Below are 24,009 nucleotides of genomic sequence, written 5' to 3' on the forward strand. Positions count from 1 at the left end.
AAGGTGAGCCGCCCGCTGAGGGCGAGCCTCCTGCTGAAGGTGAGCCGCCCGCTGAAGGTGAGCCGCCCGCGGAGGGCGAACCGCCCGCGGAAGGTGATTCTCCTACCGGCGAGCCCGACCCCACCGGGGACGGAGCTTCGGGTGACCAGCCTGCGAGCGAGCCTCCGGTAGCGAACTACCAGCCGGTGCCCCCGCCGGAAGTGCGTACCCAACCGCGGGATGGTTCGGCCTGACGACCGTGGCAGCCATGGATGGTTCTGTCGGAGGGAGGTAGCGAAGGGCGGCCCGTCGAGCACTGTCGACGGGCCGCTGAGTATTGCCGGAACGGGGAACTTACAGGGGACCCCACCTGGTGTCGGTGCCTTCGCGGAATGCGGCGAAGGAGGCGTCGAGTTCGCCGGTGGCGCTGCACATCACCTGGGTGCGGTTCTCGATATCGAGGGCGTGCCGGAGGCTCGGGGAGTCCACGGTCTGCCACATCGTTTCTTTTGTCATCCAGACCGCGAGTGGCGAGTGGCAGGCGATTTCCTCGGCCTTGGCGACCGCGCGGTCGAGGAGGTCGTCGGTGCCGGTCACTTCGAGTACGAGGCCCATGCGCTCGGCTTCGTGGGCGTCGAATATGCGGCCGGTGAGCAGGAGTTCGGCCGAACGGGACGCACCGACCAGGCGTGGGAGGTGATAGCTGGTGCCCATATCGCAGGCCGAGATGCCGTGCCGAATGAAAACGGCGCCGAAACTCGCGTCAGGGCTTGCGAACCGGATATCGCACGCGAGTGCCAGGGCGAATCCGCCGCCGACCGCGGCGCCGTTCACGGCGGCGATCACGGGCTGGCGGAGTCGGTGGATTTTCTCGAACGCCGAGGCCATCAGTTCTTGGGCGGCGTAGATCCGGGCCACCGGGGAGTGGACCGAACCCAGCAGGGCGGCGGTGGGGCCGGCATCCGTGGCGGTGAAGTCTTCGGGCCGCGCTTTGAGGTCGGCGCCGGCCGAGAAACCGGCGCCCGCGCCGGTGATGACGACGGCGCGGACGTCCGGCTTTCCGTTCACTTCATCCAACACGGTGTGCAATTCCGCGACAGTCTGGTTGTCTAGCGCGTTACGTCGGTGCGGGCGGTCGATTGTCAGGACGGCAACGCCGGAGGGCAGGTATTCGGTGACGAGCTGGGACACGGTTCGGGCCTTTCCGGAAGCGGCTCAGCGGGCGACGGTGCCGCCGTCGACCAGGAAGGTCTGGCCGGTGATGAAACTGCCTGCGTCGGAGCACAGCAGCAGTGCCGTCCCGACCATCTCGTCGGGTTCGGCGAGGCGGCCCAGAAGGGATCCGCCGGCCATGGCCTCGATGAACTCGGGCGGGTTCTTGCGGACCATATCGGTATCGACCGCCCCGGGCGCCAGGGCGTTGACGCGGATACCGTCGGCGGCGAATTCGGCGGCCATGGAGCGGGTGAACGACAGCAGCGCGGCTTTGCCCGCCGCGTACATCGAAAGTGCGGGCGCGAACTGCATTGCCGCGACGGAACCGAAGTTGAGCACGGCGGCGTGTTCGCTGGCCCGCAGATACGGCAGCGCAGCCTGGATCAGGAACAGCGGGCCCTGCACGTTGACGCCGAACGATTTGTCGACCGCCTCCGGCTGCATACTGCCCAGGGGTTGCGCGAGCGCATTGGCGGCATTGTTGACGACGATATCGACACCACCGAAGGTCTGCGCTGTGGTCTCCACGAGGTCGTGCAGCGCGCTCACCTCACCGAGATGGGTCGGGACTCCGATGGCTTCCGCGCCGAGTTCCCGTAGCCGGGACGCGGCCTTGTCGCAGGCCTCCGGTTTACGGCTGGCCACCACGATATTCGCGCCCGCGCAGGCGAAGCCCTCGGCCAGCGCCAGCCCGATACCGCGGGTTCCACCCGTGATGATCGCGGTCCGGCCGCTCAGGTCGAACAGCTTCTGGTACGAGTCCTTGTCCACTCCGGCCACCCTCTCGCTCTGCGGGCGGTACCGCCCGCCACTGACTACAGCCGCAGTCAGTTGTATCAGTACGGGAAGCCGCACGGGTGGGACTTCGTCATCGGAGCGCTGGCGACGGACCGCACCGGCCAGAGTCGGGCCGGTCGACCGGCTGCCTCGCGGACTTCGCGTAGCGCCGGGCCGGGCGTAACCTCGATCGCGTCGCGTAGTGGCGGCCGACTGCGCTGCCCGGTTCGTCCGCCGACGCCCCCGCCGGACGAGCCGGCGAACGGTTTTCTTGCCGGTATCGTCGCCGGGCGGCTGCGGTGTCGGACCGGTCGTCACCCGTTTCCGGACCGGCAGGGTTCACTGATCGGTGGTGACGGTATCGGTGCAGGTCGCGGCGGCGGGGAGTTCGTCGGCGAGGAAGACGGTCTGGGCCATCATCTTGTAGCCCGACATCTGCTCGCGGAAGACCTCGAGGGATTCTTCCGGGTGCACCGAATCGATCACCGCGTGCGGGCCGATCGCGTTGAACTGGTGGCTGACCCCGCGCGGAATCTGCATATCCACGAATGAGCACGGCGGCACGATCAGGTTGTATCGGAGGCGGTGCACACCGGTGGGGGTGTCGGGGAGATCGTCTTCGAAGGTGGCCGGGCGGAACGGTGTTACACCGGGAACGTCGGTGATGGCGAAGGGGGAGAGGCTGCCGACCCGGATGCGGGTGCCGGGGCCGGTCATCATCCGCACGAATCGCAGTCCGGTGTGCAGGTGCATCCGGGAGCAGATATCGCGTTCGACGACATCGTAGAAATCCATGATGTAGCGGTCGGCGAAGAAACCGTCGAACGGTTTCTCGATCATGTACACATCGCCCTCCTCGAAAGTCTGGGAGCGGACGATGCCGTCGGAATCCGGGGTCGTAGCCGCCGCGCTCTGCTTTGCGCGGGTCACGATATCGGCGAAGGCGTTCACCACAGCCAGCGCGACGGGCTCCGGGAACTGCGCGACCGGGGTGACGGAATTACGGCCCGCATCCCGGAAGGTGGCGATATCGTGGATCTCGTTGTCGTCGTCGGCCTGCTGTTTGAGCGGGGTGGGATCGTGCGGTGCGGACATCGTTGGGGGACTCCTGGTTTCGGACACTGACAAAACGGCGCAGCAGATCTCAGGGGCCCACCTCGAAAGAGCGTAACCACAGCTCGAGAGTCAGAATCAGCCAGAGCTTGCCGCCGTGCCGCGGGAGCAGGGAGCCGTCACCGCGCAACCACGCGCGCAGGGTATCGGCGCGGAACAGATCGCGGGCCCGTGCGCTGGGACCGAAGAGCAGATCGTTGCCCAGATCGGCGAGCGGGCCGGTGAGCCACTGCTGCACCGGAACCCGCATCCCGCTTTTCGGCCGGTCGACGATGGTCGCGGGCAGCAGATCGCGGACGGCTTCCTTCAGAATCCATTTCTCCGTGGTCCCGGCGAGTTTCAGGTTCGCCGGGATCCGAAACGAATAGTCGATGACCGCACGGTCGAACAGCGGGGCGCGCCCCTCCACTCCGCTGGCAGCGGTGAGCCGCTCCACTTTGGTGAGGATGTGGTGCGCGCCTTTGGTACGCAGGTTGGTGTGCAGGAGTTGATTGAGCAAGCCGGTCATCCGTCCCTGCCGCAGATACGGGGACAGTAGGTCGGTCAGTGGTGGTGCGTCCGATAATTCGGCGAGGACCGCGGGCGTGAGCAGGACGGGCAGGTCGCCGTGGCATTTGCGGTAGCTGTCGAGATAGGCGCGGGCGCGCGCCTGCGGGGCGGGATCGTCGCGGAACAGTTCGAAGATCAGCATCGGCAGGTTCTTCGGGCCGCCGAATACCGGATCCCCGCCCTCACCGTTGAGGATGGTGGTGGCACCGTCGGCCGCGGCGGCTTCGGCGAGCAGCAGGTTCGGCACGGTCAGCGGATCACCGACCGGGCAGTCCAGCAGGGAGACGGTATGCGCGAGCCGGTCGGCGACTGCGGATCCGGGCACGGTGAGAACCCGGTGATCGGTGTGGCAGTGCGTGGCGACCAGACCCGAATAGGCCAGCTCGTTCGGGGTGGTGCCGTCGAAACCGATCGAATACGACCGCACCGGATGCTCGTGCAGTTTCGTGGCCAGCGCGGTGACCAGACTGCTGTCGATACCGCCGGACAGCAGGACCGCGACCGGTTCGCCGGCCGGTAGACGCCGCGCGGTCGCGCTTTCGAGGAGTTCACGCAACCGCTGTGCGTGTTCCTGGGCGGGTCTGTCCTCGGTGTGTTCCGCGGGTTCCCAGAAGATCTGCTCATCGACCGAACCGTCGAGCCGCAGCCGCAGGCATCGGCCCGGCAGCACCTCGTGGATTCCGCGCAGTAGGGTTTCCGATCCCGGCAGGTAGGCGAACGTAAGGAACGAGCGGACTGCGGGCAGATGCAGTCCGGTGTCGAGTTCGGGCCAGCGTCGCAGGGCCTGTAGCGAGGTCGCCGCCGCCCAGTGGCCGCGGGCGCGGGCATGGAACAGGGTGCGGGCGCCGACGTGGTCGCGGATCAGCACCAGTTCGGTGCCCTCGGAGATCGCGAGGGCGAACATCCCGTCGGCCGTGGTCAGACCTGCTGTGCCGAAACGTGCGTAACAGGCCAGCAGCAGTAGCCCGTCGGCGCAATCGGGTGGTGGGGCGTCCGGGCCCAGACGTTTACGCAGTTCCGCGGCGTTGAACAGCGTGACCTCGCCTGTTGCTGTGAGATCACCCCAGGTGAAGGGGCCCGCGGCCCGGCCCGGTTCGTCGTGCAGCAGCCCGAAGGCGCTGTGCCCCGATACCGAAACCGGGTCGCCACCGGCCGCGCGCACCTGCGCGGCCGGGTCGTGCTCTGTCAGGAAGGCGCACCATCGGCTCACTGCTGCTCCTCAGCCGAAATCGCCGTCGGAATCGGCATCGCCGCCCCATTCGCCGTATTCGCCCGTGCTGTCCGTGGCTCCGGCCGGATCCTCTTCGGCGGCCAGGCGCAGTTCTTCTTCCTGCTCGGGGGAAAGCGACTCCGGCGGCGCGATGAGGCTGCCCACCAGCACCGCCCCCGCCGCGGCGGCGAGGATACCGCCGAGCCGGCCGCCGAACGAGGAGCGATTGGCGGTCAGTGTGCCGTCACCCCAGAGGGTTCGGCCGTAACCTGCCTCGCGTCCGTAGACGACCCGGCCGTCGCCGTAGGTGCGTTTGATGAGGTGCCGGCCCAGCGGCTCGTCGGTGCCGGTGGCGCCGCTGTCGTCGCGCCACGACACCAGCCCGTCCGGTCCGCGGGTGCGCCATTCCTGGCGGCCGTCGGAATACCTGCGGTGCACCGTCCGGTCGGCCAGTAGCTCGTCGGTGTAGGTGATCTCGTTGCGCAAACTCGGCTCCTTCATGAGGCGGGCCAGGTGAGAAAGCCGGCCCGCCGGGCCCGGCGGATTTCGATCAGTGCGCTACCGGGCCGGTGCACATCGCGGACCAGCCGGTGCACACTGCGCAGCAGTACCGCGGGATTCACCGACTCCACCTCGACGGCGCGGCCCCGGCCGAGGGGTGCGCTGCGCGTCAGGTGCAGTGGTGCGGTCTGCGCAGGGCGCAGTCCGATCGGCACGATATCGACGCCGTCGGGGATATCGGTCAGGGTGGGCAACCGGTCCGGGAAGGCGAGATCTGCCGGGGTCGCGTCGTGCAGGACATAGACGGTGCCGTGCGCGCGGGCGAGCATTGCCGTAATCCCCGGATCGAGCGGTAGTTCCGCGGCGCTCACCACCGGGCACGCCGATTCCATCGGTATCCCGTTGGCACGCAACATGGCCGCGACCGCCGTGGAACGGCAGACCAGCAGTCGCGGCAGGCCGTAGTCGAAGAGATCCGGTTCCGGTGTGTGCGCGCCTACGGTGGCCGGCGGGGCCGGGGGCGGGCCGAGTAGTCCGGGTACCTCGCCGATTTGGTCCAGTGCCGCCAGGAAAGCGCGATACGGCACCACCGGTGGCACCGTGAACGCGGGCCGGCGGGGTAACCGGTGCACCGGCAGAATCGTGCGGCACACCTCGTAGTACAGCTGCCGTTCGGTGAACAGCAGTCCGTTCGGCGCCGCGGCCCGTACGGCGGCGATACGTACGAGGCGGTCCAGCGGACCGGCCATCACGCCGCCGGCCATGTCAAGAATCCGGTCCGCCGCGCCGTGCGCCGTTCGGCATCGGTTTCGTCCTCGAGTTTCTCGGCGGCGCGGGTCACGACCGCGATGAGTCGCGCCGGTGGGATCGCCGCGATCGGTGACCACCATCCGTCCGCGAGCCAATCGATTTCCCGCTGAGTGAGCCCTACGGAGTGCAGAAAAGAGAGCCGGTTGCCGGCCGGTGGTCGTTCGCGCAACCGGATGGCGGATTCGTTGTCCAGCACCGCACGCGGAGCGAGACCCAGGATCCGCACACGGTCACCGAGGGACAGCCGGGCCGCTTTGGCGGTGGCGAATCCTTGCAGGCTCGCGTCGTGCAGCAACAACACCGGGACGCCGGGCGGGGCGTTCTCGATCCGGTCGGCAAGGGCCATATCGTAGGCCTGCGGGATTCCATTGGCCGCCAGGCATGCCCGCACACTCGGATCATCACAGATCAGGGCGACCCGGGGCCGTTCGACCACCGGAATCGGAACCTGCTGCTCGTCGAGGATGCCCGGCGGGAATTCGCCGTAGACGCTGACCCAGCGGCCGATCACATCCGTCCGGAACCCGTACGCGGTCAACGGCATCTCGATCCGGGTGCGCCGCCGGAACAACGGCCGGCAGATATAGATCACCGCCAGTCCCGCCGCCAGGACAACCACGCCGGACAGAAGCACTTTCCAGAACACGAAAGGACCGCTCCACCCCTGGATACCACTGAGCAGGCACAGGATGTAGGTGGCCAGGACAGTGAGGATCCCCCAGGTCCCCGCTGTACCGCCGATGTACCGGTCCAGGTCGGGCAATCGCCGCCGCGCTGCCGCATACCAGAGCTGCGTCACGGTGGCAGACAGGCCGCGACCGGCCGACAGCCGTTCGGTCAGCGACCGTAACCGCAGATCGTGCAGGTCCAGCGGCTCCGCTTTGGGGTCGAGGGCGAACTCCCGCTCGCATTTGGAGCACCGGTGATCGGTGCGTTCCCGGCGCAGCAGACTCCCACTGCAATGCGGACAGATCATGGTCCGCCCTCCCTCCGGCGCACGCACCAGCAGGTCGTGCCTCATTCTCGCGGCAGGTCTGAATGACCGCTCTTCAACATTTAGCACGGAAATGCGAACACCTGGTGACCGATATGGCCCTGGTCATCGTGCCGGGCCGGAACGTGTTCTTGCGAAGGCCGGGGGCGGTGCCCGATGCTGGGGCGATGGATATCGGGATCGCACTGCCCACCATGTGCCGAGGCTATGACCGGGCGGCCACCGTCGAATGGTCGCGTCTCGCCGACGAGGGGCCGGTCTCCAGTATCTCGTGCGGGGAACGGATGACCTACCACAATCCCGAAATGTGGACGACGATGGCGGCCGCGGCCGCGGTGACCGAACGAGTGCGCATATTCGCGAACCTTTCTGTGCTGCCTGCTCATCCGGTACCGCTGGTGGCCAAACAGGCGGCGACGATCGATGTGCTGTCCGAAGGCCGCTTCACCCTCGGTGTCGGCGTCGGCGGGCGGGGTGGCGACTACCGCAGCCTCGGGGCCGATTCCGAACGCCGCCACGAACGGCTCGACCGGGCGGTTGCCGAACTACGGTCGCTGTGGGCGGGCGAGCCGCCGTTCGACGGTGCCGATCCCGTCGGCCCGCCGTGCGTCCAGCCCGGGGGCCCGCCCGTGCTCGCCGGGGCCCTCGGCCCCAAATCTCTGGCCCGCGCCGCGCAATGGGCCGACGGGGTGGTGTCCTTCAGTGTGGGCGGGGTGCCGGGGGAGATCGCGTGGTCCGCCGAGGCCGCCCGCCGCGCCTGGACCGACGCGGACCGCACAACGCCTCGGCTGGTCAGCGGCTGCTTCTACACCCTGGGGATTCCCGACGCCGAGCCGATCCTGCACAGCTTCACCGCGGAATATCTGGACTTTCTCGGTTCCGGCAATGCCACGGCGGCCGCGGCGGCCATGAAGACCTACGACACCGACGCGCTGCACCGGACGCTGGACGCGGCGGAAGCGGCCGGACTCGACGAGTTCATCCTGGTCCCCGGCTCCGCCGACCGCGCCGTCCTCGACGCAACCCTGGATCTCATCGCCGCCCGCTGAATCCGAACGGGACGTGCCGCCGCGGCCGACAATCCGCCGTGATCGGTTGCGTAACCACCGCAGGGTGCCGGTCCGGCTGATGTTGTGCCCGGTATCGGCCAGGTAGTCGACCTGCGGCGATATTCATCCCGACTGGTAAATGCCGGGCCGGCATATTTGCCGTGACTGGAGGTTCGGTGATCTTCTGCAGCGGTGACTTTCTCAGTTCCCGACCAGCCCGCCCCGCGAAACCGGCTACGGTTTCTGGCCGCCGCGCTGGCGGTATCCGCACTCTCGTTCACTGTTGCCTGTGGCTCCGAGCCCGGGTCGACCAACGGTACGGCCGCGTCCGGATCGACGAGCGTTGCCGCCCCGGCCACCGGCACCGCGGCCTTCACGGACCTGGAAACGACCCACGGTGCGCGGCTCGGGGTCTTCGCACTCGACACCGGCACCGGTCGCAGTGTCGGTCATCGGATGGATGAGCGGTTCCCGATGGCGTCCACGTTCAAGGGGTTGGCCTGTGGTGGCCTCCTGGACCGGCATCGGTTGTCGTCGGGGTTCTTCGACCAGGTGATCCACTATCCGCGCCACGAACTCGTCGAATACTCACCGGTGACCGAGCAGCATGTCGATACCGGTATGACGGTTGCCGATCTGTGCCATGCGGCGATCACGGTCTCCGACAACACCGCCGGTAACCAGATCCTGAAACTTCTCGACGGGCCCGCCGGATTCACCGCCTTCCTGCGGTCTCTCGGTGACAGCACCTCCCGGCTGGACCGCTGGGAAACCGAACTGAACACCGCGATTCCGGGCGATGAACGCGATACCACCACACCGGCCGCGCTGGCGGCCGGCTACCGGGCCCTCGTCGTCGGGGACCGGCTTCCCGAACCCGAGCGCGAGCAATTGCGGTCCTGGCTGGTCGCCACCACCTCGGGTGCCGACCGCATCCGCGCCGGCCTGCCCGCCGACTGGACAGTCGGGCACAAAACCGGAACCCCCGCCTACGGCTCCGCACTCGATGTGGCCGTCGCCTGGCCGCCGGGCCGGGCTCCGCTCGTCATCGCCGTGCTCAGCACCAAACCCGAGCAGGACGCCGAACCCGATGGCGCCCTGCTGGCCGCCGCCACACGAATCGCCCTGTCGGAACTCGGAGCCGGCGAACCCGGCTGAGCACAGCGGCGGCGGCCGGACGCTCCCCGGGAGTCCGCGTAGACCATATGTGCGCGGACAAAGACTCCCAGGACCGTGTCGGGGACCGCCGCGCCCCGACACCGTGGACCCCTAGATCAGCTTGGCATCGATCAGGAGGTTCCAGATCTCACCCTGGTCGACGATATCGACACCGAGTTTCTCCGCCTTGGCCAATTTGCTGTCGCCGACTCCGGCACCGGTGATGAGCAGGTCCGTATTGGCCGATACCGAGGAGGCGGCTGTCGCACCCGCCTTCTCGCACAGGCGCTGGAACGTCGGCCGGGCCACCTTCTCCCCGGAACGGGGGTCGCTGAGGGCGCCGGTGATCACCACCGTTTTACCGGCCAGGGGAGCGCCGGCCTCGACGACCGGCGGAAGATCCTCTTCCCGTACATCCAGAGAGACGCCGGCCTGCCGCAGGCGTTCTAGTTCCGGCCGCAGGCGGGTGAGGTGTTCGACCAGCGAGGCGGCGACCTTCGGCCCGATATCCTCCACCGCCACGAGTCGCTCCTCGCCCGCGTCGGCGACCTCCTCCAACGAGCGGAAGCCGGCCCGGGCCAGGCGAGCTGCCGTACCGTCGGAGGCCATCGGGATGGCCAGCCCGATCAGCGCGCGGCGCAACCCGACCGCGCGGCTCGCGTCGACCGAATCGATCATGCGCGCGGCCGAGACCTCGCCGATACGGTCGAACTCGAGCAGGCGCTCCTTGGTGAGCGCGTAGAAGTCCGACGGGCGCTCCAGGATGCCGGCCTCGGCGAGACGCTCGATCCACACCTGCCCGAACGCATCGATATCGGCTGCCGCACGCGACGCCCAGTGGATCAGCCTGCGCACGGTCTGCGCGGGACACGCGACGTTGGTGCAGAACAGTTCCCGGCTGTTGCCCTGTTCGATCACCGCCTGCCCGCAGGACGGGCAGGCGGTCGGTGGCACGATCTCGCGTTCCTCGCCCGTACGTTTCGCGGCGTCGAGTACCCCTGCCACGAACGGGATCACATCGCCTGCCCGGCGTACCAGCACGGTATCGCCGACCTTGATATCGCGGGCGCGGATCACTTCCTGATTGGCCAGCGTCGCTTTCGTGACAGTGGTGCCGCCCACGAAGACCGGTTCCAGCCAGGCCACCGGGACGATCTTGCCTGTTTTGCCGACATCCCAGACCACCTCGTTGAGCAGTGTGGTCTTCTCCTCGGCGGCGAATTTGAACGCCAGCGCGCCGCGCGGGCTGGCGGATCGGGTGCCGGCGGCGGCGTAGGCGCCGCGGTCGGCCAGCCGCAGCACTGCTCCGTCGATATCGTAGTCGAGGTCGTTGCGGCCCTGTTCGATCGCGGTGATCGCCGCCTGGGCCTGCTCCGCGCCGGTGCAGACCCGCATCTGTGCACCCGCGATCCCCAGCGCCCGCAGGCCCTGCTCCAGATCGTCCGCGGCGCCGCCGGCGGGGGCGTCGAGGTCGAAACCGAAGAATTGCAGGCGCCGCTCGGCGACGGTGGCCGGGTCTTTGGCCCGCAGCGTTCCCGCCGCGGCGTTACGGGGATTGATCAGCGGTTTGTCCGGGTGGCCGGTGTTGTAGGCGAGGAATGTCGAGCGCAGCATCACCGCCTCGCCGCGCACCTCCACCCGCCCCGGGACGTCGATCCGTGCCGGGACGCCGTCGACGAGCGCGCGCACAAGGACGGTGACGTCGTCGCCAGTGGTGCCGTCGCCCCTGGTGACGGCCCGGAGGAACTGCCCGTCTTCGTAGACCAGGGCCAAGGACAGGCCGTCGAGTTTCGGCATCACCACCACGTCCCGGCCGGGGAAGCGATCGAAGAATGCCGCGACCTGATCGGGTGTGGTCGCCTTCTCGAGCGAAAGCATCGGACGCGAATGCCGGACCGGGGCGTGCAGCACCGCGGGTGCGCCGACCTGTTCCAGCGGGTTCGGGTCGGGCGCGAGCTCGGGATGTGTTTCGATCAGGCCGCGCAGCTCGTCCTCGATCGTGTCGTACTCGGCGTCCGCGACCAGCGGCGAGCCCTGGTAGTAGGCATCGCGCAGGACCACGATGCGGTCGGCCAGCTCTTGGATACGTTCCCCTGTTTCCACAGGTACCGACGCTACCGAGGACCACCGACATCCGGCGTGGCGACACCACTGTGCAATCGGGGCCGGAGCGCGGCCGAGGACGTTGCGGTGCGCGGCCGGTGCGGATGCCCCTTCCGATGATCGCCGGTCGGGACTCCGCTTCGCCCCGGATGCGATCCAGCGCTGTCGGGACCGCGGCACGAAGATGTCCGCGTTCGCGGTTCCACCGGCAACGCCGAGTGGCGCGCCGGTTCGGGGTCCCACGCCGGCCGCTGCGTAGGATCGAGGCGTTCGCGCAGCGCACGCGGCTACGCGTGTCCTCACGGTTCATTTCGGGGATCGGTCCACCGGAGGCTCGAGTCGAGGTATCGAGAATGACAGATCGGCGCAATACCGCCCACCGCCACCGCGGGGTCCCCGGGTGAACGCGGGAGCTCGCGCCGCGGACCTCGGATACGCGACGGCCTGGCGGCTGGTGCGGTTGCTGCCGCAGCGGTGGGCCGCGGGACTGTTCCGGATCGGGGCCGATCGGGCGGCCCGTGGTGGCGGGCCGGAACAGTTGCGCCGCAACCTGGCCCGCGTGCTCGGCACCACCCCGGCGGAAGTGCCCGACGACCTCGTGCGGGAGAGTCTGCGTTCCTACGCCAGGTACTGGTGCGAGGCGTTCCGGCTGCCCTCGATGGATCCGGTGCGGCTGGCCGAGACGATCGAGTCCTCGGCAACCGGTGTCGAGCACATACGTGATGCATTCGCGCGTGGCGGTGGCGTGGTGCTCGCGCTGCCGCACAGCGGGAATTGGGACCTGGCCGGGGTGTGGGTGGTGCGCCGGCTGGGCACGCCGACCGTGGTGGCCGAGCGGCTGGCACCGGAATCGTTGTTCCAGCGTTTCGTCCGATTCCGCGAGAGCCTGGGTTTCGAGATCATTCCGCTCACCGGTGTGGAGACGCCGCCGTTCGAGCAGTTGGCCGCGCGGCTCCGGGCAGGCCGCATAGTGGGCCTGCTGGGCGAACGCGACCTGTCCGGTGCGGGCGTGCCGGTCGACTTCTTCGGTGAACCCGCCACCATGCCCGCAGGCCCGGCCAAGCTGGCCATCGAGACCGGTGCACCCCTGCTGCCGGTGCACTGCTGGTTCACTCCCGGGGGCTGGGGGTTCGATATCGGCGCTCCCATCGACACCACCGGTGGCATCGTGCCGACGACACAGCGGCTGGCCGACAGGTTCGCCGCCGGTATCGCGGCGCACCCCGCCGATTGGCATATGCTGCAACGGGTCTGGACAGCCGACTTCACCGCCGAGCAACTCGCTCGCATCGAGGCCCGGCGCACGCGCTCACGCTGATCGTTGTTTCCGGTTACCGAACGCCGGCGACCGGAGGGCTGCGCAGCTTCTGTCAGCTCGGCGCGACCGCGAACCGGGCGATCGCGTGCCCGCCGGTGCGGGTTCATCTCGGCCCGGCGGATGATTCGGTCCCGGATTTCCGATGTCGATGCTGTGCAGTGAACGACCCGGATATCGGCTACCGGAGACAGGGCTACCAGGTTCGGCACCCAGAGTCGCCGTTGGAAGGCGGCTTCGGCAACCACAGTGACACCGGCCCGCATCATGACGCCCGAGTCGCTGGGCTATCGCGTGTGCGAGTGTGGTCTTACCGCTGCCCGGTGGCCCACTTACCACGATCAGCACCGGAGATGGCGTAGGAGAGGTTCCGCTGTCCGGCCCTGAGCCGCTGTCCGACACGATTGCGCCCCTCGTCGTTGTCTCCGGAGTCCGAGCCCGGACACGTAACCATCATGTTTCTTCATTCTGCGGAACTCTTCCCCAGAGTCACGCCTTGTGTTAGAACTCATGTCAGTTGTCATACAAATTGGAGGAACTGTGGAAGCGGCCCTGCTGATCACCGATGCCGAGGTTGTCGACGAAACAGGTGTCCGGACCGCCGACGTCGCCGTCGAAGGGGGACGTATCGTCGCGGTGGGGCCGCGGCTTCCGGTGGAATCCGCTGGTGAGCGCATCGACGGCACCGGCCGGCTCCTGCTGCCGGGATTCGTCGACCTGCACGCACACTCCGCCCTGCGCCCGTTCGACGATCCGCTGCTCACGCCGAAGATTGCGCAGGGGTTCACCACAGAACTGATCTGTCCCGACGGCCTCGGCCCCGCACCGATCACCGACGCGACCCTGACGAGCCGGCGCAGCTACTTGCGGGGCCTGGAACCCAGCACCTCCGCCCCGTGGACCTGGCGGAGCATGGGTGAATACCTGGACGCGCTGCAACAGGCCCGGCCCGCCGCCAATATGGTGGCCTGCGTTCCGCACAGCGCGGTCCGCGAAGCGGTGATGGGCAATGCCGACCGCCGGCCCGACGCCCGCGAGATGGCGGCGATGAAAGACCTCGTCGAGGAATCGCTGGCGGCGGGCTGCCGGGCGGTCTCGTTCGGCATGATCTACGCGCCCGGCCTGTACGCCGATACCGCGGAGCTCATCGGTATCGCCGAAGCCGCCGCCCGATTCGATGTTCCGCTGGTACCGCATGTCCGCAACGAGGCCGCGGGGGTGCTGGATTCGATCGCCGAGTTCGTCCGCGTCTGCGAACACACCGGCGCGCCACTGCACGTCTCGCATGTGAAGCTCGTCGGTGTCCCCGAACTGCTGTCCGACCTCATCGACCTGCTGAGTTCGGCGCAGGACCGGATCCGGCTCACCTTCGACCAGTACCCCTACGGGGCCGGTAGCACCCTGTTGAGCGCGCTGCTGCCGCCGTACGCCTTCGACGGTGGTCCGGCCGCGACACTCGAACGGGTCCGCGATACCGCGGAACGGGAACGGATGGGCCGGGATATGCACCGGGGGCTGCCCGGATGGGAGAACCTGTTCGGCGCGTGCGGGCCGGAGAACATCGTGGTCACCCAGGCCGGTGCGCCCCGCGAGGCGGCGGTCAGCAAAACGGTCGCGCAGATCGCCGGAGAAACCGGAACCGACCCGGCGTTCGCGGTTCTGGACCTGCTCGTCGATACCGCCTTGGACGCGGCCATGATCGACCACTACTCCGCCGAGGAAGTCGTACGCGAAATCTTCGTTCGCTCGGGTGCACTGGTCGGTTCCGACGGGGTGTTCAATCCGCATCCGCACCCGCGGCTCTACGGGACAGCGCCGAAAGTGCTGGGCCGCTTCGCATTGCGAGACAAGCTGATCACGATTCCCGAAGCGGTGACCCGGCTGGCGGCCGGCCCGGCCCGGCTGCTCGGGCTCGAGGACCGCGGCGCGGTCGCCGAGGGCCGGCGCGCGGATCTGGTGCTGATCGATCCGCAGCGGTATGTGGACACCGCGACCTACGCCGAACCGCACACCACCCCGCCGGGCGTCGAACTGGTCACCGTCGGGGGCGAAACGGTCTGGCGGTCCGGCGAACATACCGGCCGGCGGCCCGGAGCCGTTACCGGCGGCAGCCCACGGGGGGACAACTGAGATGGGCGCCGAGGTAGCGGACCAGAGGATCGACCGAGACGGCTTGCGGGACTTTTTGTTGCGGCTCGTCGCGGCACGTAGCCCGGCCACCGAGGAACAACCCGCGGTCCGGGTGCTGTCCGAGGAACTCGTCGCACTGGGCTTCGGGGTCACCACCGACGACTGGGGCAATGTGATCGGCACGCTGCGGTTGGGTGCGGGTCCGGTGGTGCTCGTGGACTGTCACCTGGACACGGTGGAAGTGACCGACCCGGACCGGTGGTCGCGCAGTCCCTGGGGTGAAGTGGCCGACGGAGTGGTGTACGGCCGCGGCACGGTCGATATGAAAAGCGCTCTGGCGGCGGCCGTTTACGGTGCAGCGGCGTTGCCGGCAGGTCTGCGCGGCACCATCGTCGTCGCGGGAACCGTATGCGAAGAGCTGGTCGAGGGTCCCGCGCTGAGCCGGGTGCTCGAGCAGGTGCGGCCCGATGTGGTCGTGATCGGTGAGCCGTCCGCGAATCGGCTGATGCTCGGCCAGCGCGGCCGGGCCGAGGTGAATATCGAGGTGATCGGGCGGTCGAGTCATTCGGCCTACCCGGCGGCCGGAGTGAACGCCGCCGAGGTGATGGCCGATATGATCACCGCCGTCCGCGATCTGGAGTTTCCGCAGCACCCGGACCTCGGGCCGGCCATGATCGCGTTGACCAATCTCAAATCCGAACCGTATCCGAATGTTTCGGTGCTCCCCGACCGTTGCGTCGCGACCTACGACCGGCGCACGGTACTCGGCGAATCCGCGGCCGATGTGCTCGAGCCGCTACGCGCGCTGGGGGAGGGGATAGCCCGCAAGGCCGGGGGCCGGGTGGCTGTCGAACTCGCCCGCAGTAGTTTCACCACCTGGACCGGCGTCGATGTGCGCACCGAATCCTTCGCTCCGGCGTGGTGTGTACCGGCCACGGAATGGCCTGCTGCGCAGGTGATCCAGGGATTCGAGGCGGCCGGTATGGACGCCCGCCCCGGTTACTACCAGTTCTGCACCAACGGGTCGGCCAGTGCGGGCCGGCACGGAATTCCCACGCTCGGTTTCGGTCCCGGCGACCCCGGCCGGGCCCACACCACCGACGAATGTATCGCCCTCGACGACCTGTACCTGGGTGCCCACGGCTATGCCGTGCTGCTGCAGGCCTTGCTCGCCGCGGAAATCGGACAGTCTGCGCCCGAGCAGCTCTGAATATCGAAGGATCGACACATGAACGCGACCGTTATCACCATCATGGTGGTCTATCTGGCCATCATGGTCGGTATCGGCCTGTACGCACGGACCCGGATCAAGGACAGTACCGACTATCACCTCGCCGGGCGGCGGCTGGGCGTGTTCATGATGGCCGGAACCCTGGCCGCCACCGAGATCGGCGGCGGTAGTTCGGTCGGTGTGGCCAGCAAAGCCTACGGTGATTGGGGACTTTCGGCCGGGTGGTACGTGGTCGCCGCCGGGATAGGCATTCTGCTGGTGTCGTTCGTGGCTCCGGCAATGCGCCGGACGATGGCGGTCACCGTGCCCGAGGTGATCGGCCGGCGCTACGGGCCTGCCGCGCAGACGATGTCGGCGATACTCGGCAGCGTCGCGCTGGTGGCGCTGACGGCGGTGCAGATCACCGCGACGGCGACCATCGTCTCCACCCTGGGCGGTATCAGCCTGACCTGGTCGATCGCGTTCACCGGGGTCGCGGTCATCTTCTACACCTGGATCGGCGGGATGTGGAGCGTCACGCTCACCGATTTCGTCCAGTTCTTCCTGATCGTCGGCGGATTCGCCGTGGCCATTCCGTTCGCCCTGCACAACGCGGGCGGCTGGGACAACGTTGTCGCCAACCTCCCGGAGGGGCAGCTCGGCTTCACCAAGATCGGGTGGCCGACCATCATCGGCCTGGTCGTCCTCTACTTCATGACCTTCTCCACCGGTCAGGAAGCGGTACAGCGGTACTACTCCGCCCGCACACCCCGCACGGCGGTTCTCGGCTCGGTGCTGTGCGGCATATTGATGTCGGTGTACGCGTTCATCCCCGCGGTGCTCGGATTGATCGCGCTGGCTGTCTACCCCGATATCGACCCGAACAATGCGCTGGCCACGGTCTCCGTGGGGCTGCTGCCCGCGGTGATCGCCGGTCTGCTGCTGAGCGCCGTGGTTTCGGCGACGTTGTCCAGCGCCAGCGGCAATATGCTCGGCTCTTCGACGATTTTCATCAAGGATCTGCTGCCCAAGCTCGGCGGTAAGGTCACCGACGACAACGAGCTGAAGTACAGCCGGATCGGCGTACTGGTGGTGGGTGTGCTCGCCACGCTGATCTCGCTGTGGAGCCAGGCCATCATTCCGCTGCTGGTGTTCGCGTTCACGATGCGGTCGGCCGGGCCGTTCTCTGCTTTCATCTTCGCGCTACTGCTGAAGAAGACCAGCCGGTTGGCCGGTGTCGTCTCCATCATTGTCGGCACCGTAAGCGGGTTCGTCTGGGAGGTGGCCGGTGAACCGTTCGCCGTCGCGGCCATCATCTTCGGCAGCCTGTGCGGTCTCACCTCGTTCCTGGTGATCCATATGGTCGACGCGCGCCGCGGCAAGCTGGTCCCGGACGCCTACGGACCGGAGGCCGAAAAGCAGCCGGTGCCCGTGGCTCCGTAGCGGAATCGCCCCGCCGCCCGATCGGGCGGCGGGGCGCCGTCAGCTTTCGCGGCGGCGCCGCAGCTGGAAACGGAACGTCTCCGGCGACAGCCAGGCCTCGCTGCGGTTGACGACGGCGCCCACCGAATCGCGGGTGAGTTCGCTGAGTTGCAGTAGCGGGCTGCCGTCCTTACAACCCAACCGGTCGCGCAGTTCGCCGGTCGCCACCACCGGGATCAGGGTGCAGTCGGAGTATTCCGCCACACCGTCGGTGAGCAGCAGATCCAGGACCGAACCGTCGAATCGGCGCCGCATCGTATCCAGCGGTAGCACCGATTCCGGGACATAGTCGACGATGAGCGCGACCTTACGCGCGTCGATGGTCTTGGTGCGGCTCACGACGGTGACCGGGCCCGGTTCGAAAACCTCGGCCAGCGGATCGTCGTCCCGGTCGATCCGGGTGAATTCCAGGTCGGCGGTGCGGATTTTCTTACCGGACTGCTGGGCGAAGGTATCGAAGGACGAGAGCCGGTCGATACCCGAGCTGATCGATTCCGGTCGCGGCAGCACGATCGAACCCGACCCGCGCACGATCCGGATGTAGCCCTGGTCCTTGAGGCTCTGCAGGGCGGCGCGGATCGTCACCCGGGAGGCGCCGAACAGCCGGGAGAGTTCGCTTTCCGACGGCAGCCGGGCACCGGCCGCCAGTTTCCCGGACAGGATGAACTCGTTGAGGATGGCTTCGCGGATCTCCGTGTGCAGCTGGCGCCGGGATCGGATCCGGGAGATGTCGTCGCCGAGGCCCGCCGATTCGGCAGGGGCGCTGGTGGCCATCGCGGGAGCCCTTTCACTGTGCGGCGGTCGGACATACGTGCGGGGACGCCTGCGCAGCTTAGCAGGGCGATTTGGCTTAAGTCACTTGACAGTTGTCATACAAATTTCTATTCTGAATCGGTCATCTTCAGCCCGGGAGGAACGTGATGTCAGAACCGCGACTGGTGCGGAACCCATTGGTAGCCAAGGACACCGTGCGTCCGCTGGTCGACGGTAGCCGGGCATTCCACCGGTCGATGCCGGGCTACCGCCCCACTCCGCTCGCCGCGCTCCCCGCGGCCGCCGCCCGCCTCGGCGCCGGCTCGGTGCACGCGAAGGACGAATCGGCCCGGATGGGTATGCCGTCGTTCAAAATCCTCGGCGCCTCCTGGGCCACCTACCGGACCCTGCTCGCGTACCTCGGCCACCCCGCCGACAGCGGTATCGGGCTCACCGAGCTGAAAACCGAACTCGGCGCGAAGGCGCCGGGACTACGACTGGTCTCGGCCACCGACGGCAACCACGGTCGTGCGGTGGCCCGGATGGCCGCGCTGCTCGGGCTCTCGGCCCATATCCTGGTGCCCGAAGATATGGTGCAGGAACGGATCGACGCCATCGCGGGCGAAGGCGCCCGGGTGGAAGTGGTGCCCGGCGGCTACGACGACGCCATCCGCCGCAGTGCCGAACTCGCCGGCACCGATTCGCTCGTCGTCTCCGACACCTCCTGGGAGGGATACACCGACCCGCCCTCCTGGGTGATCGACGGATACTCCACGATGATCGGCGAAATCCTGGACGAGATCGCCGCCGGCGGCATGCCCCGGCCGACCGTGGTGGTCGCGCAGATCGGAGTGGGCGCTTTCGGTGCCGCGGTCGCGCGCGGATTCCGCGACAGTGCGGGCACCCGGCTGCTCGGTGTGGAACCCCTCGACGCCGACTGTGTCACCGCCAGTATCGAGGCCGGTGGCATCATCACCATTCCCGGCCCGCAGCGGTCGATCATGGCCGGACTCAACTGTGGCACACCGTCGGTGATCGCCTGGCCGGATGTATCCGGCGGCTACGATATTTTCGCCACGGTCACCGACACCGCCGCCGAAGACGCGATGCGGCTGATGTACACCGACGGAGTCGTATCCGGTGAGAGCGGGGCCGCCGGGCTGGCCGGATTGCTCACCCACGCCGGCGAACTGGAGTTGGGGCCCGAGGATCACATCCTGATCTTCTCCACCGAAGGCGCCACCGATATCGCCAACTTCAACCGTGTCACCGGCGCCGCGCTCGCCGGCGCGTGAGTGGAGGAATTCATGACTACATCCGATATCCGGGTCGACGCCGACCGGCTGTGGCGATCACTCGGCGAATTGGGTGACGTAGGAGCATATTCCGACGAGGACACCGGCCTGCACGGAGTGCGCCGGCTGGCCTTGACCGACGCCGATGTGGCCGGGCGGCAACTGGTCACCGGATGGATGCGTGCCGCCGGGCTCACGGTGACAACCGATCGGATCGGCAATATATACGCCCGCCGCGACGGTCACGACAACACCCTTGCGCCGGTGATGGTCGGATCACATATCGACACCGTTGCCACGGCCGGGCGGTTCGACGGATGCCTCGGTGTCCTCGGCGGACTCGAGGTAGTCCGCACCTTGAACGATCATGGTATCGCCACCGAACGGCCGATCGAGGTCGCCGTGTTCACCGAGGAAGAAGGGGTGCGGTTCGGCACCGATATGCTCGGCAGCGCGGTCGCCGCGGGCCGCATCGACCTGGCCGGCGCACGGCAGCGGACCGATCCCGACGGTGTGAGTGTCGGCGCCGAACTCGACCGGCACGGGCTGGTCGGCGAGGTCGCCGTGCCGATCCGGGCGCCGTTCGCCTACCTGGAATGCCATATCGAACAGGGACCGATCCTGGCGGCGGGGGACACTCGTATCGGAGTAGTGCAGGGAGTCCAGGCGATCACCTGGCTCGAACTCCAGATCACCGGGCGGGCCGCGCACGCCGGCGCGACACCACACCATCTGCGCCGCAATGCCGGCCTGGCCGCCGCGCTGATCACCGTGCGGCTCAACGAGATGGTCGAATCGGGCGAATACGGTGCGATGCTGGCCACAGTGGGGCGGCAGGTCAACTATCCGAACCTGATCAATATCGTCCCCGAGAGTACGCTGATCACGATCGACCTGCGCAATCCCGACGGCGGTGCCATGAAACGCGCACAAACCGATCTCGCGGCCTACATCGCCGAAGTGGAGCAGGCCGCGGGGGTCACGATCACCGCTCGCACCACGGCCGAGACCCCGCCGGTGGTGTTCGCGGAACAGATGCGGGACCTGGTCGAAAAACATGCGGCGAATCTCGGGATGAGCAGTGCGCCGATCACTTCCGGCGCCGGGCACGATGCGGGCGAGATCGCCGCCCTGTGCCCCGCCGGCATGATCTTCGTGCCCGGCCTGTACGACGGGATCAGCCACAACCCGCGGGAATACTCCACTCCGGAAGCCTGCGCGGACGGTATCGACGTTCTGCTGCATGCGGTGTTCGAATTGGCAGGAGTCGCCTCGCACTGAATGCGTCCGGGCCGGCGGTCGCTGGTGTGCCCGTTCCCGGTCACATGATCTTTGCCTGATCCGGCCCTACTCCCGGGATCGGAACCAGTCCAGCGCAGTTCAGTACGCGCCAGGGGCAGTCGGCTCTGTCCGGACCGAAGCCGGTCGGGGTAGTGATCGCGATGAGGCTCCTGTTATTCGGTTGACGAGGCCGCCCGGGCGACCGAGGATTCGGCCATGCGCGTGGGTGTTGTGGGTTTGGGAATGGGCTTGTTTCTGGCTACGTGGTGTCGCCGGCTCGGTATGGAAGTGGTGGCCGCGTGCGACCGTGACCCCGGACGGCGGGCCGAAGCGCGGGAGCTGCTGCCGGACGCGACGCTGGTCGACGAATGGACCGCCCTGCTGGAGGAGCGGCTCGATGCGGTGGTGCTCGCCAACGATTTCGACGAGCACGCGCCCCTGGCCATCGCATTTCTCGAGGCGGGCGTCCACGTGCTTTCCGAATCCGCGGCCTGTGTGGACGAACAGCAGGCGCGGGCACTGCTCGCAGCGGAAAGACGTTCCGCGGCCACCTATTCGTTCGCCGAGAACTACGTGTTCCATCCGCACATCCAGCTGGTACGCACCATTGTGGAAGCGGGGGAAATCGGGCGGGTGAACCTGATCGAGGCGGACTACCTGCACGGTATGGCGCCGGACGCGGTCGCGTCGCTGATCGGCGATCCGGAGCACTGGCGTGGCCGGATCGAGCCGACAGCGTATTGCACCCATACGCTCTCGCCCGTGCTCGCACTCACCGGTGCGCTGCCCACCGAGGTGGCGGCCTACCCGGTCGACAGCGCAGATCCGCGCGCCGCCGTGGTGATGCTGGTGCGACTCGACGACGGTGGGCTCGCGATCACCCGGCACGGTTTCCTGCAGGGCGAGCCGGACAGTCATTGGAGCTGGTTCTCGGCGCGCGGGAGCGAGGGGCTCGCCGAATCGGTGCGGGCGCCCGGCGAGCGCGCGTGGTCGGTGCGTGTGCGCAAGGACTCGTGGACCGATCCCGGTGGAAACGTGCGCGACGAGGAGCGTGAGCCCGCGCCGCTGATCCTTCCCGACGGGACACGAGCGGAGTCGAAGGCGGAAGGTACGGTGCGGATCCTCGAAGGGCTGCGTGCGTGCGTCGAAGACGGCCGACCGCCCCTCGTCCCCGTACTGCCCGCGGTTGCCGCGTCACTGGTCGGTGTCGCCGGTGCTCGTTCATTGCGCGAGAATTCGCGCCCGATTCCGATGCCGGATCTGCTGGCCGGAGCCGCCCACCGGGCCCCGTGACGGCGCGTGCCCGGGATCAGTCGTCGGTTTTGATCTTCTTCATGATCAAGTGGGAATCCACCCGGGCCACGGCACGCAGACCCATCAGCTTGCCGGTCAGAAAGGTCTCGAAGACTTCCTGATCGGTGACCGCGACCCGGACGAAGTAATCGGGCCGGCCGAACAGGCGATGGAACTCCACCACCTCGTCGTAGGAGGCGATGGCGGTCTCGAATTCCTCGACCGTCTGCAGATCGTTGATGCTGATCTCCACCGCGACGACCACCTCGAACCCGCGGGCCAGCGCCGCCGGATCGATCTGTGCGCAGTAACCGCTGATCACGCCGGCTTCCTCGAGCCGTTTCACCCGGCGCAGGCACGGGGGCGGGGTCAGGCCCACCCTCTTGGCCAGCTCGACGTTCGTGAGACGGCCGTCCTTGCGGAGGTGAAACAAAATATCTCTATCCACCGAATCCAGATGCATATATGTCTCACAGTGCTTGTTTCCGGTCAGATCAGGAAACCATATTACGCCGCAAGAAACATAAAATGACCTGGTGAGCAGCACTTCGGCACCGACAGCGATATCCGGCACCCCGGCTCCGGTCACGCCGCGATCGGACCTGCGGGCGGCACTGGCCGATACCAGCTCGGTCGGTCTCGCGCTGTTTCCGCTCGGTCTCGCGCTCGGGGTGCTGGTGGTGCACAGCCAGCTGGCCTGGTGGTGGGCCCCGGTATTCGCCGGGGTCGTCTACGCCGGATCGCTCGAATTCCTGCTGATCGGGCTGGTCACCGCCGCCACACCGTTGGCACAGGTGGCGCTGGCCGCGTTCCTGGTCAACTTCCGCCACGTCTTCTACGCACTGTCGTTCCCGCTGCACCGGATCCGTGGCCGGTGGGGCAAAGGGTATGCGACCTTCGCGCTCACCGATGAGGCCTACGCACTCACCACCGGCCCGGCCGCCCAACGGTGGAGTGGCCGGCGCATCCTGTGGCTGCAAGTCCTGTGCCAGGGGTATTGGGTGGCCGGGGCCACCGTCGGTGCCGCGGGCGCGGCGCTGGTACCGGTGCAGCTCGAGGGCCTCGATTTCGCTTTGACCGCATTGTTCGTCGTGCTGGCCGTGGACGGCTACCGCGCCGATCGGGATATTCCGGTCCCGGTGCTCGCGTTGCTCTGCGCACTGATCGCCCGGGTTCTGCTGCCCGGGCAGATGTTGCCGGTCGCGCTGGGGCTGTTCCTGTCCGCCCTGCTCGTGCGCCGGGCCCTCACCGAGAAGGAGACCGCCGATGCCTGATATCGGTTATCTGATCGCCGCCACGGCACTGTGCTCGGTGATCACCTGGTCGCTGCGCGCCCTGCCGTTCGCGGTACTCGCCCCGCTGCGCGCCAGCCGTATCGTCGACTATCTCGGCCGCCATATGCCGGTCGGCGTCATGGTCATCCTCGCCGCGTACACCCTGCGCGATATCGCGCCCACGCAACTGTGGATCACCGGTCCTGCCCTCGCCGTCACCCTCGCCCTGCACCTGTGGCGCCACAATGCCGTCCTCAGCATCCTGACGGGCACCGCCGTCCACGTCGCACTGACGACCGTCCTGGTCCACACCTGATGTAACCGTCGCGGCGATGCTTCGATGTTCGCACTACCGGGCCGGTGACCTCCCCGGCTGGCCGCCCGCACCGCCGCGTCGCGCGAGGGAGGATTCCGACTGTTCGCTCCGAGTCCCGTCGAATCCGACCAGCACGCCGTATCGGACGGTGTCTGGCGAAGCGGGGCGTGGGCGACTGTGGTTGCGGCGGCGACTCGAGGGC

The 24,009-nt window shown here is 67.9% G+C and carries 22 protein-coding genes; 11 read left to right on the forward strand and 11 right to left on the reverse strand.

Going from position 1 to position 24,009, the window contains the following annotated elements; genetic code table 11:
* Nucleotides 1-333: 333 nt before the first annotated feature.
* From ON22_RS12270 to ON22_RS34595, 7 genes are all read right to left on the reverse strand, one after another.
* Entirely contained in the window at nt 334-1,170 is an 837-nt protein-coding gene (locus ON22_RS12270; RefSeq protein WP_231507888.1) for an enoyl-CoA hydratase/isomerase family protein, read from the reverse strand.
* A gap of 24 nt (nt 1,171-1,194) precedes the next feature.
* Nucleotides 1,195-1,965, reverse strand: a complete 771-nt coding sequence (locus ON22_RS12275) for an SDR family NAD(P)-dependent oxidoreductase (protein ID WP_033241094.1) — start codon at nt 1,963-1,965, stop codon at nt 1,195-1,197.
* Nucleotides 1,966-2,310: 345 nt separating this feature from the next.
* Nucleotides 2,311-3,066 carry a hypothetical protein gene (locus tag ON22_RS12280; protein WP_033241095.1) on the reverse strand — a complete coding sequence of 252 codons (756 nt, stop codon included), beginning with the start codon at nt 3,064-3,066 and terminating at the stop codon, nt 2,311-2,313.
* A 49-nt stretch (nt 3,067-3,115) separates the two neighbouring features.
* Nucleotides 3,116-4,843, reverse strand: coding sequence for an asparagine synthetase B family protein (locus ON22_RS12285; RefSeq protein WP_033241096.1), 1,728 nt, complete (start codon nt 4,841-4,843; stop codon nt 3,116-3,118).
* Between the two features lie 9 nt (nt 4,844-4,852).
* Nucleotides 4,853-5,329, reverse strand: a complete 477-nt coding sequence (locus ON22_RS12290) for a hypothetical protein (protein WP_197039594.1) — start codon at nt 5,327-5,329, stop codon at nt 4,853-4,855.
* Between the two features lie 11 nt (nt 5,330-5,340).
* Nucleotides 5,341-6,108, reverse strand: coding sequence for a hypothetical protein (locus ON22_RS12295; protein WP_231507889.1), 768 nt, complete (start codon nt 6,106-6,108; stop codon nt 5,341-5,343).
* Nucleotides 6,093-7,130: a hypothetical protein gene (locus ON22_RS34595; protein ID WP_051157544.1), complete on the reverse strand. Its 1,038-nt coding sequence runs from the start codon at nt 7,128-7,130 to the stop codon at nt 6,093-6,095. The genes ON22_RS12295 and ON22_RS34595 overlap by 16 nt, the downstream gene beginning before the upstream one ends.
* Before the next feature lie 185 nt (nt 7,131-7,315).
* On the opposite strand from ON22_RS34595, the gene ON22_RS12305 reads away from it, so the two are divergent.
* Both ON22_RS12305 and bla read left to right on the forward strand, forming a co-directional pair.
* Nucleotides 7,316-8,197: an LLM class flavin-dependent oxidoreductase gene (locus ON22_RS12305; protein ID WP_033242091.1), complete on the forward strand. Its 882-nt coding sequence runs from the start codon at nt 7,316-7,318 to the stop codon at nt 8,195-8,197.
* 192 nt (nt 8,198-8,389) lie between these two features.
* Entirely contained in the window at nt 8,390-9,355 is a 966-nt protein-coding gene (bla, locus tag ON22_RS12310) for a class A beta-lactamase (RefSeq protein WP_033241098.1), read from the forward strand.
* A 111-nt stretch (nt 9,356-9,466) separates the two neighbouring features.
* On the opposite strand, the gene ligA is transcribed toward bla, so the two are convergent.
* Nucleotides 9,467-11,458: an NAD-dependent DNA ligase LigA gene (gene ligA, locus ON22_RS12315; RefSeq protein ID WP_033241099.1), complete on the reverse strand. Its 1,992-nt coding sequence runs from the start codon at nt 11,456-11,458 to the stop codon at nt 9,467-9,469.
* Nucleotides 11,459-11,858: 400 nt separating this feature from the next.
* Between ligA and ON22_RS12320 the strand changes: the two genes are divergently transcribed.
* Nucleotides 11,859-12,776, forward strand: a complete 918-nt coding sequence (locus ON22_RS12320; protein ID WP_033241100.1) for a phosphatidylinositol mannoside acyltransferase — start codon at nt 11,859-11,861, stop codon at nt 12,774-12,776.
* Here ON22_RS12320 and ON22_RS38520 read toward each other — a convergent pair.
* A complete protein-coding gene (locus ON22_RS38520) occupies nt 12,768-13,175 on the reverse strand; it encodes an ATP-binding protein (RefSeq protein ID WP_373280858.1) in 408 nt (135 codons plus the stop codon). The genes ON22_RS12320 and ON22_RS38520 overlap by 9 nt on opposite strands.
* 138 nt (nt 13,176-13,313) lie before the next feature.
* Between ON22_RS38520 and ON22_RS12325 the strand changes: the two genes are divergently transcribed.
* From ON22_RS12325 to ON22_RS12335, 3 genes are read left to right on the forward strand one after another with little or no spacing between them, the layout of a single operon-like run.
* Nucleotides 13,314-14,903: an N-acyl-D-amino-acid deacylase family protein gene (locus ON22_RS12325; protein WP_051157545.1), complete on the forward strand. Its 1,590-nt coding sequence runs from the start codon at nt 13,314-13,316 to the stop codon at nt 14,901-14,903.
* Nucleotides 14,904-14,946: 43 nt separating this feature from the next.
* Entirely contained in the window at nt 14,947-16,113 is a 1,167-nt protein-coding gene (locus tag ON22_RS12330; RefSeq protein WP_033242093.1) for a YgeY family selenium metabolism-linked hydrolase, read from the forward strand.
* Between the two features lie 18 nt (nt 16,114-16,131).
* A complete protein-coding gene (locus tag ON22_RS12335) occupies nt 16,132-17,556 on the forward strand; it encodes a sodium:solute symporter family protein (RefSeq protein ID WP_051157547.1) in 1,425 nt (474 codons plus the stop codon).
* Between the two features lie 39 nt (nt 17,557-17,595).
* On the opposite strand, the gene ON22_RS12340 is transcribed toward ON22_RS12335, so the two are convergent.
* Nucleotides 17,596-18,369 carry a GntR family transcriptional regulator gene (locus tag ON22_RS12340; protein WP_033241101.1) on the reverse strand — a complete coding sequence of 258 codons (774 nt, stop codon included), beginning with the start codon at nt 18,367-18,369 and terminating at the stop codon, nt 17,596-17,598.
* 146 nt (nt 18,370-18,515) lie between these two features.
* Between ON22_RS12340 and ON22_RS12345 the strand changes: the two genes are divergently transcribed.
* The 3 genes from ON22_RS12345 to ON22_RS12355 all read left to right on the forward strand — a co-directional run bounded on the left by ON22_RS12345 (nt 18,516) and on the right by ON22_RS12355 (nt 22,217).
* Complete coding sequence (locus tag ON22_RS12345) at nt 18,516-19,643, forward strand: diaminopropionate ammonia-lyase (RefSeq protein WP_033241102.1); 1,128 nt, start codon at nt 18,516-18,518, stop codon at nt 19,641-19,643.
* Between the two features lie 12 nt (nt 19,644-19,655).
* On the forward strand, nt 19,656-20,924 hold the full coding sequence (locus ON22_RS12350) for a hydantoinase/carbamoylase family amidase (RefSeq protein WP_033242095.1): 1,269 nt from the start codon (nt 19,656-19,658) through the stop codon (nt 20,922-20,924).
* A gap of 216 nt (nt 20,925-21,140) precedes the next feature.
* A complete protein-coding gene (locus ON22_RS12355) occupies nt 21,141-22,217 on the forward strand; it encodes a Gfo/Idh/MocA family protein (protein WP_081595530.1) in 1,077 nt (358 codons plus the stop codon).
* Between the two features lie 16 nt (nt 22,218-22,233).
* Here the strand turns inward: ON22_RS12355 and ON22_RS12360 are convergent, their stop codons facing one another.
* Nucleotides 22,234-22,680, reverse strand: coding sequence for an Lrp/AsnC family transcriptional regulator (locus ON22_RS12360; RefSeq protein WP_033241103.1), 447 nt, complete (start codon nt 22,678-22,680; stop codon nt 22,234-22,236).
* 73 nt (nt 22,681-22,753) lie between these two features.
* On the opposite strand from ON22_RS12360, the gene ON22_RS12365 reads away from it, so the two are divergent.
* Complete coding sequence (locus tag ON22_RS12365) at nt 22,754-23,491, forward strand: AzlC family ABC transporter permease (RefSeq protein ID WP_051157548.1); 738 nt, start codon at nt 22,754-22,756, stop codon at nt 23,489-23,491.
* Entirely contained in the window at nt 23,484-23,807 is a 324-nt protein-coding gene (locus ON22_RS12370; RefSeq protein ID WP_033241104.1) for a branched-chain amino acid transporter permease, read from the forward strand. Before ON22_RS12365 ends, ON22_RS12370 begins: the two co-directional genes overlap by 8 nt.
* Nucleotides 23,808-24,009: the final 202 nt, after the last annotated feature.

This window comes from Nocardia carnea NBRC 14403, from assembly GCF_000308515.1.
GTDB lineage: Bacteria > Actinomycetota > Actinomycetes > Mycobacteriales > Mycobacteriaceae > Nocardia > Nocardia carnea.

What these genes read in the sequence shown, in the direction of transcription:
- ON22_RS12355 (WP_081595530.1), top strand. Translation starts at nt 21,141, where the DNA reads ATGCGCGTGGGTGTTGTGGGTTTGGGAATGGGCTTGTTTCTGGCTACG.
- ON22_RS12345 (WP_033241102.1), top strand. Translation starts at nt 18,516, where the DNA reads ATGTCAGAACCGCGACTGGTGCGGAACCCATTGGTAGCCAAGGACACC.
- ON22_RS12350 (WP_033242095.1), top strand. Translation starts at nt 19,656, where the DNA reads ATGACTACATCCGATATCCGGGTCGACGCCGACCGGCTGTGGCGATCA.
- ON22_RS34595 (WP_051157544.1), bottom strand. Translation starts at nt 7,130, where the DNA reads ATGATCTGTCCGCATTGCAGTGGGAGTCTGCTGCGCCGGGAACGCACC.
- ON22_RS12280 (WP_033241095.1), bottom strand. Translation starts at nt 3,066, where the DNA reads ATGTCCGCACCGCACGATCCCACCCCGCTCAAACAGCAGGCCGACGAC.
- ON22_RS12370 (WP_033241104.1), top strand. Translation starts at nt 23,484, where the DNA reads ATGCCTGATATCGGTTATCTGATCGCCGCCACGGCACTGTGCTCGGTG.
- ON22_RS12360 (WP_033241103.1), bottom strand. Translation starts at nt 22,680, where the DNA reads ATGCATCTGGATTCGGTGGATAGAGATATTTTGTTTCACCTCCGCAAG.
- ON22_RS12335 (WP_051157547.1), top strand. Translation starts at nt 16,132, where the DNA reads ATGAACGCGACCGTTATCACCATCATGGTGGTCTATCTGGCCATCATG.
- ON22_RS12295 (WP_231507889.1), bottom strand. Translation starts at nt 6,108, where the DNA reads ATGGCCGGCGGCGTGATGGCCGGTCCGCTGGACCGCCTCGTACGTATC.
- ON22_RS12340 (WP_033241101.1), bottom strand. Translation starts at nt 18,369, where the DNA reads ATGGCCACCAGCGCCCCTGCCGAATCGGCGGGCCTCGGCGACGACATC.
- ON22_RS12305 (WP_033242091.1), top strand. Translation starts at nt 7,316, where the DNA reads ATGGATATCGGGATCGCACTGCCCACCATGTGCCGAGGCTATGACCGG.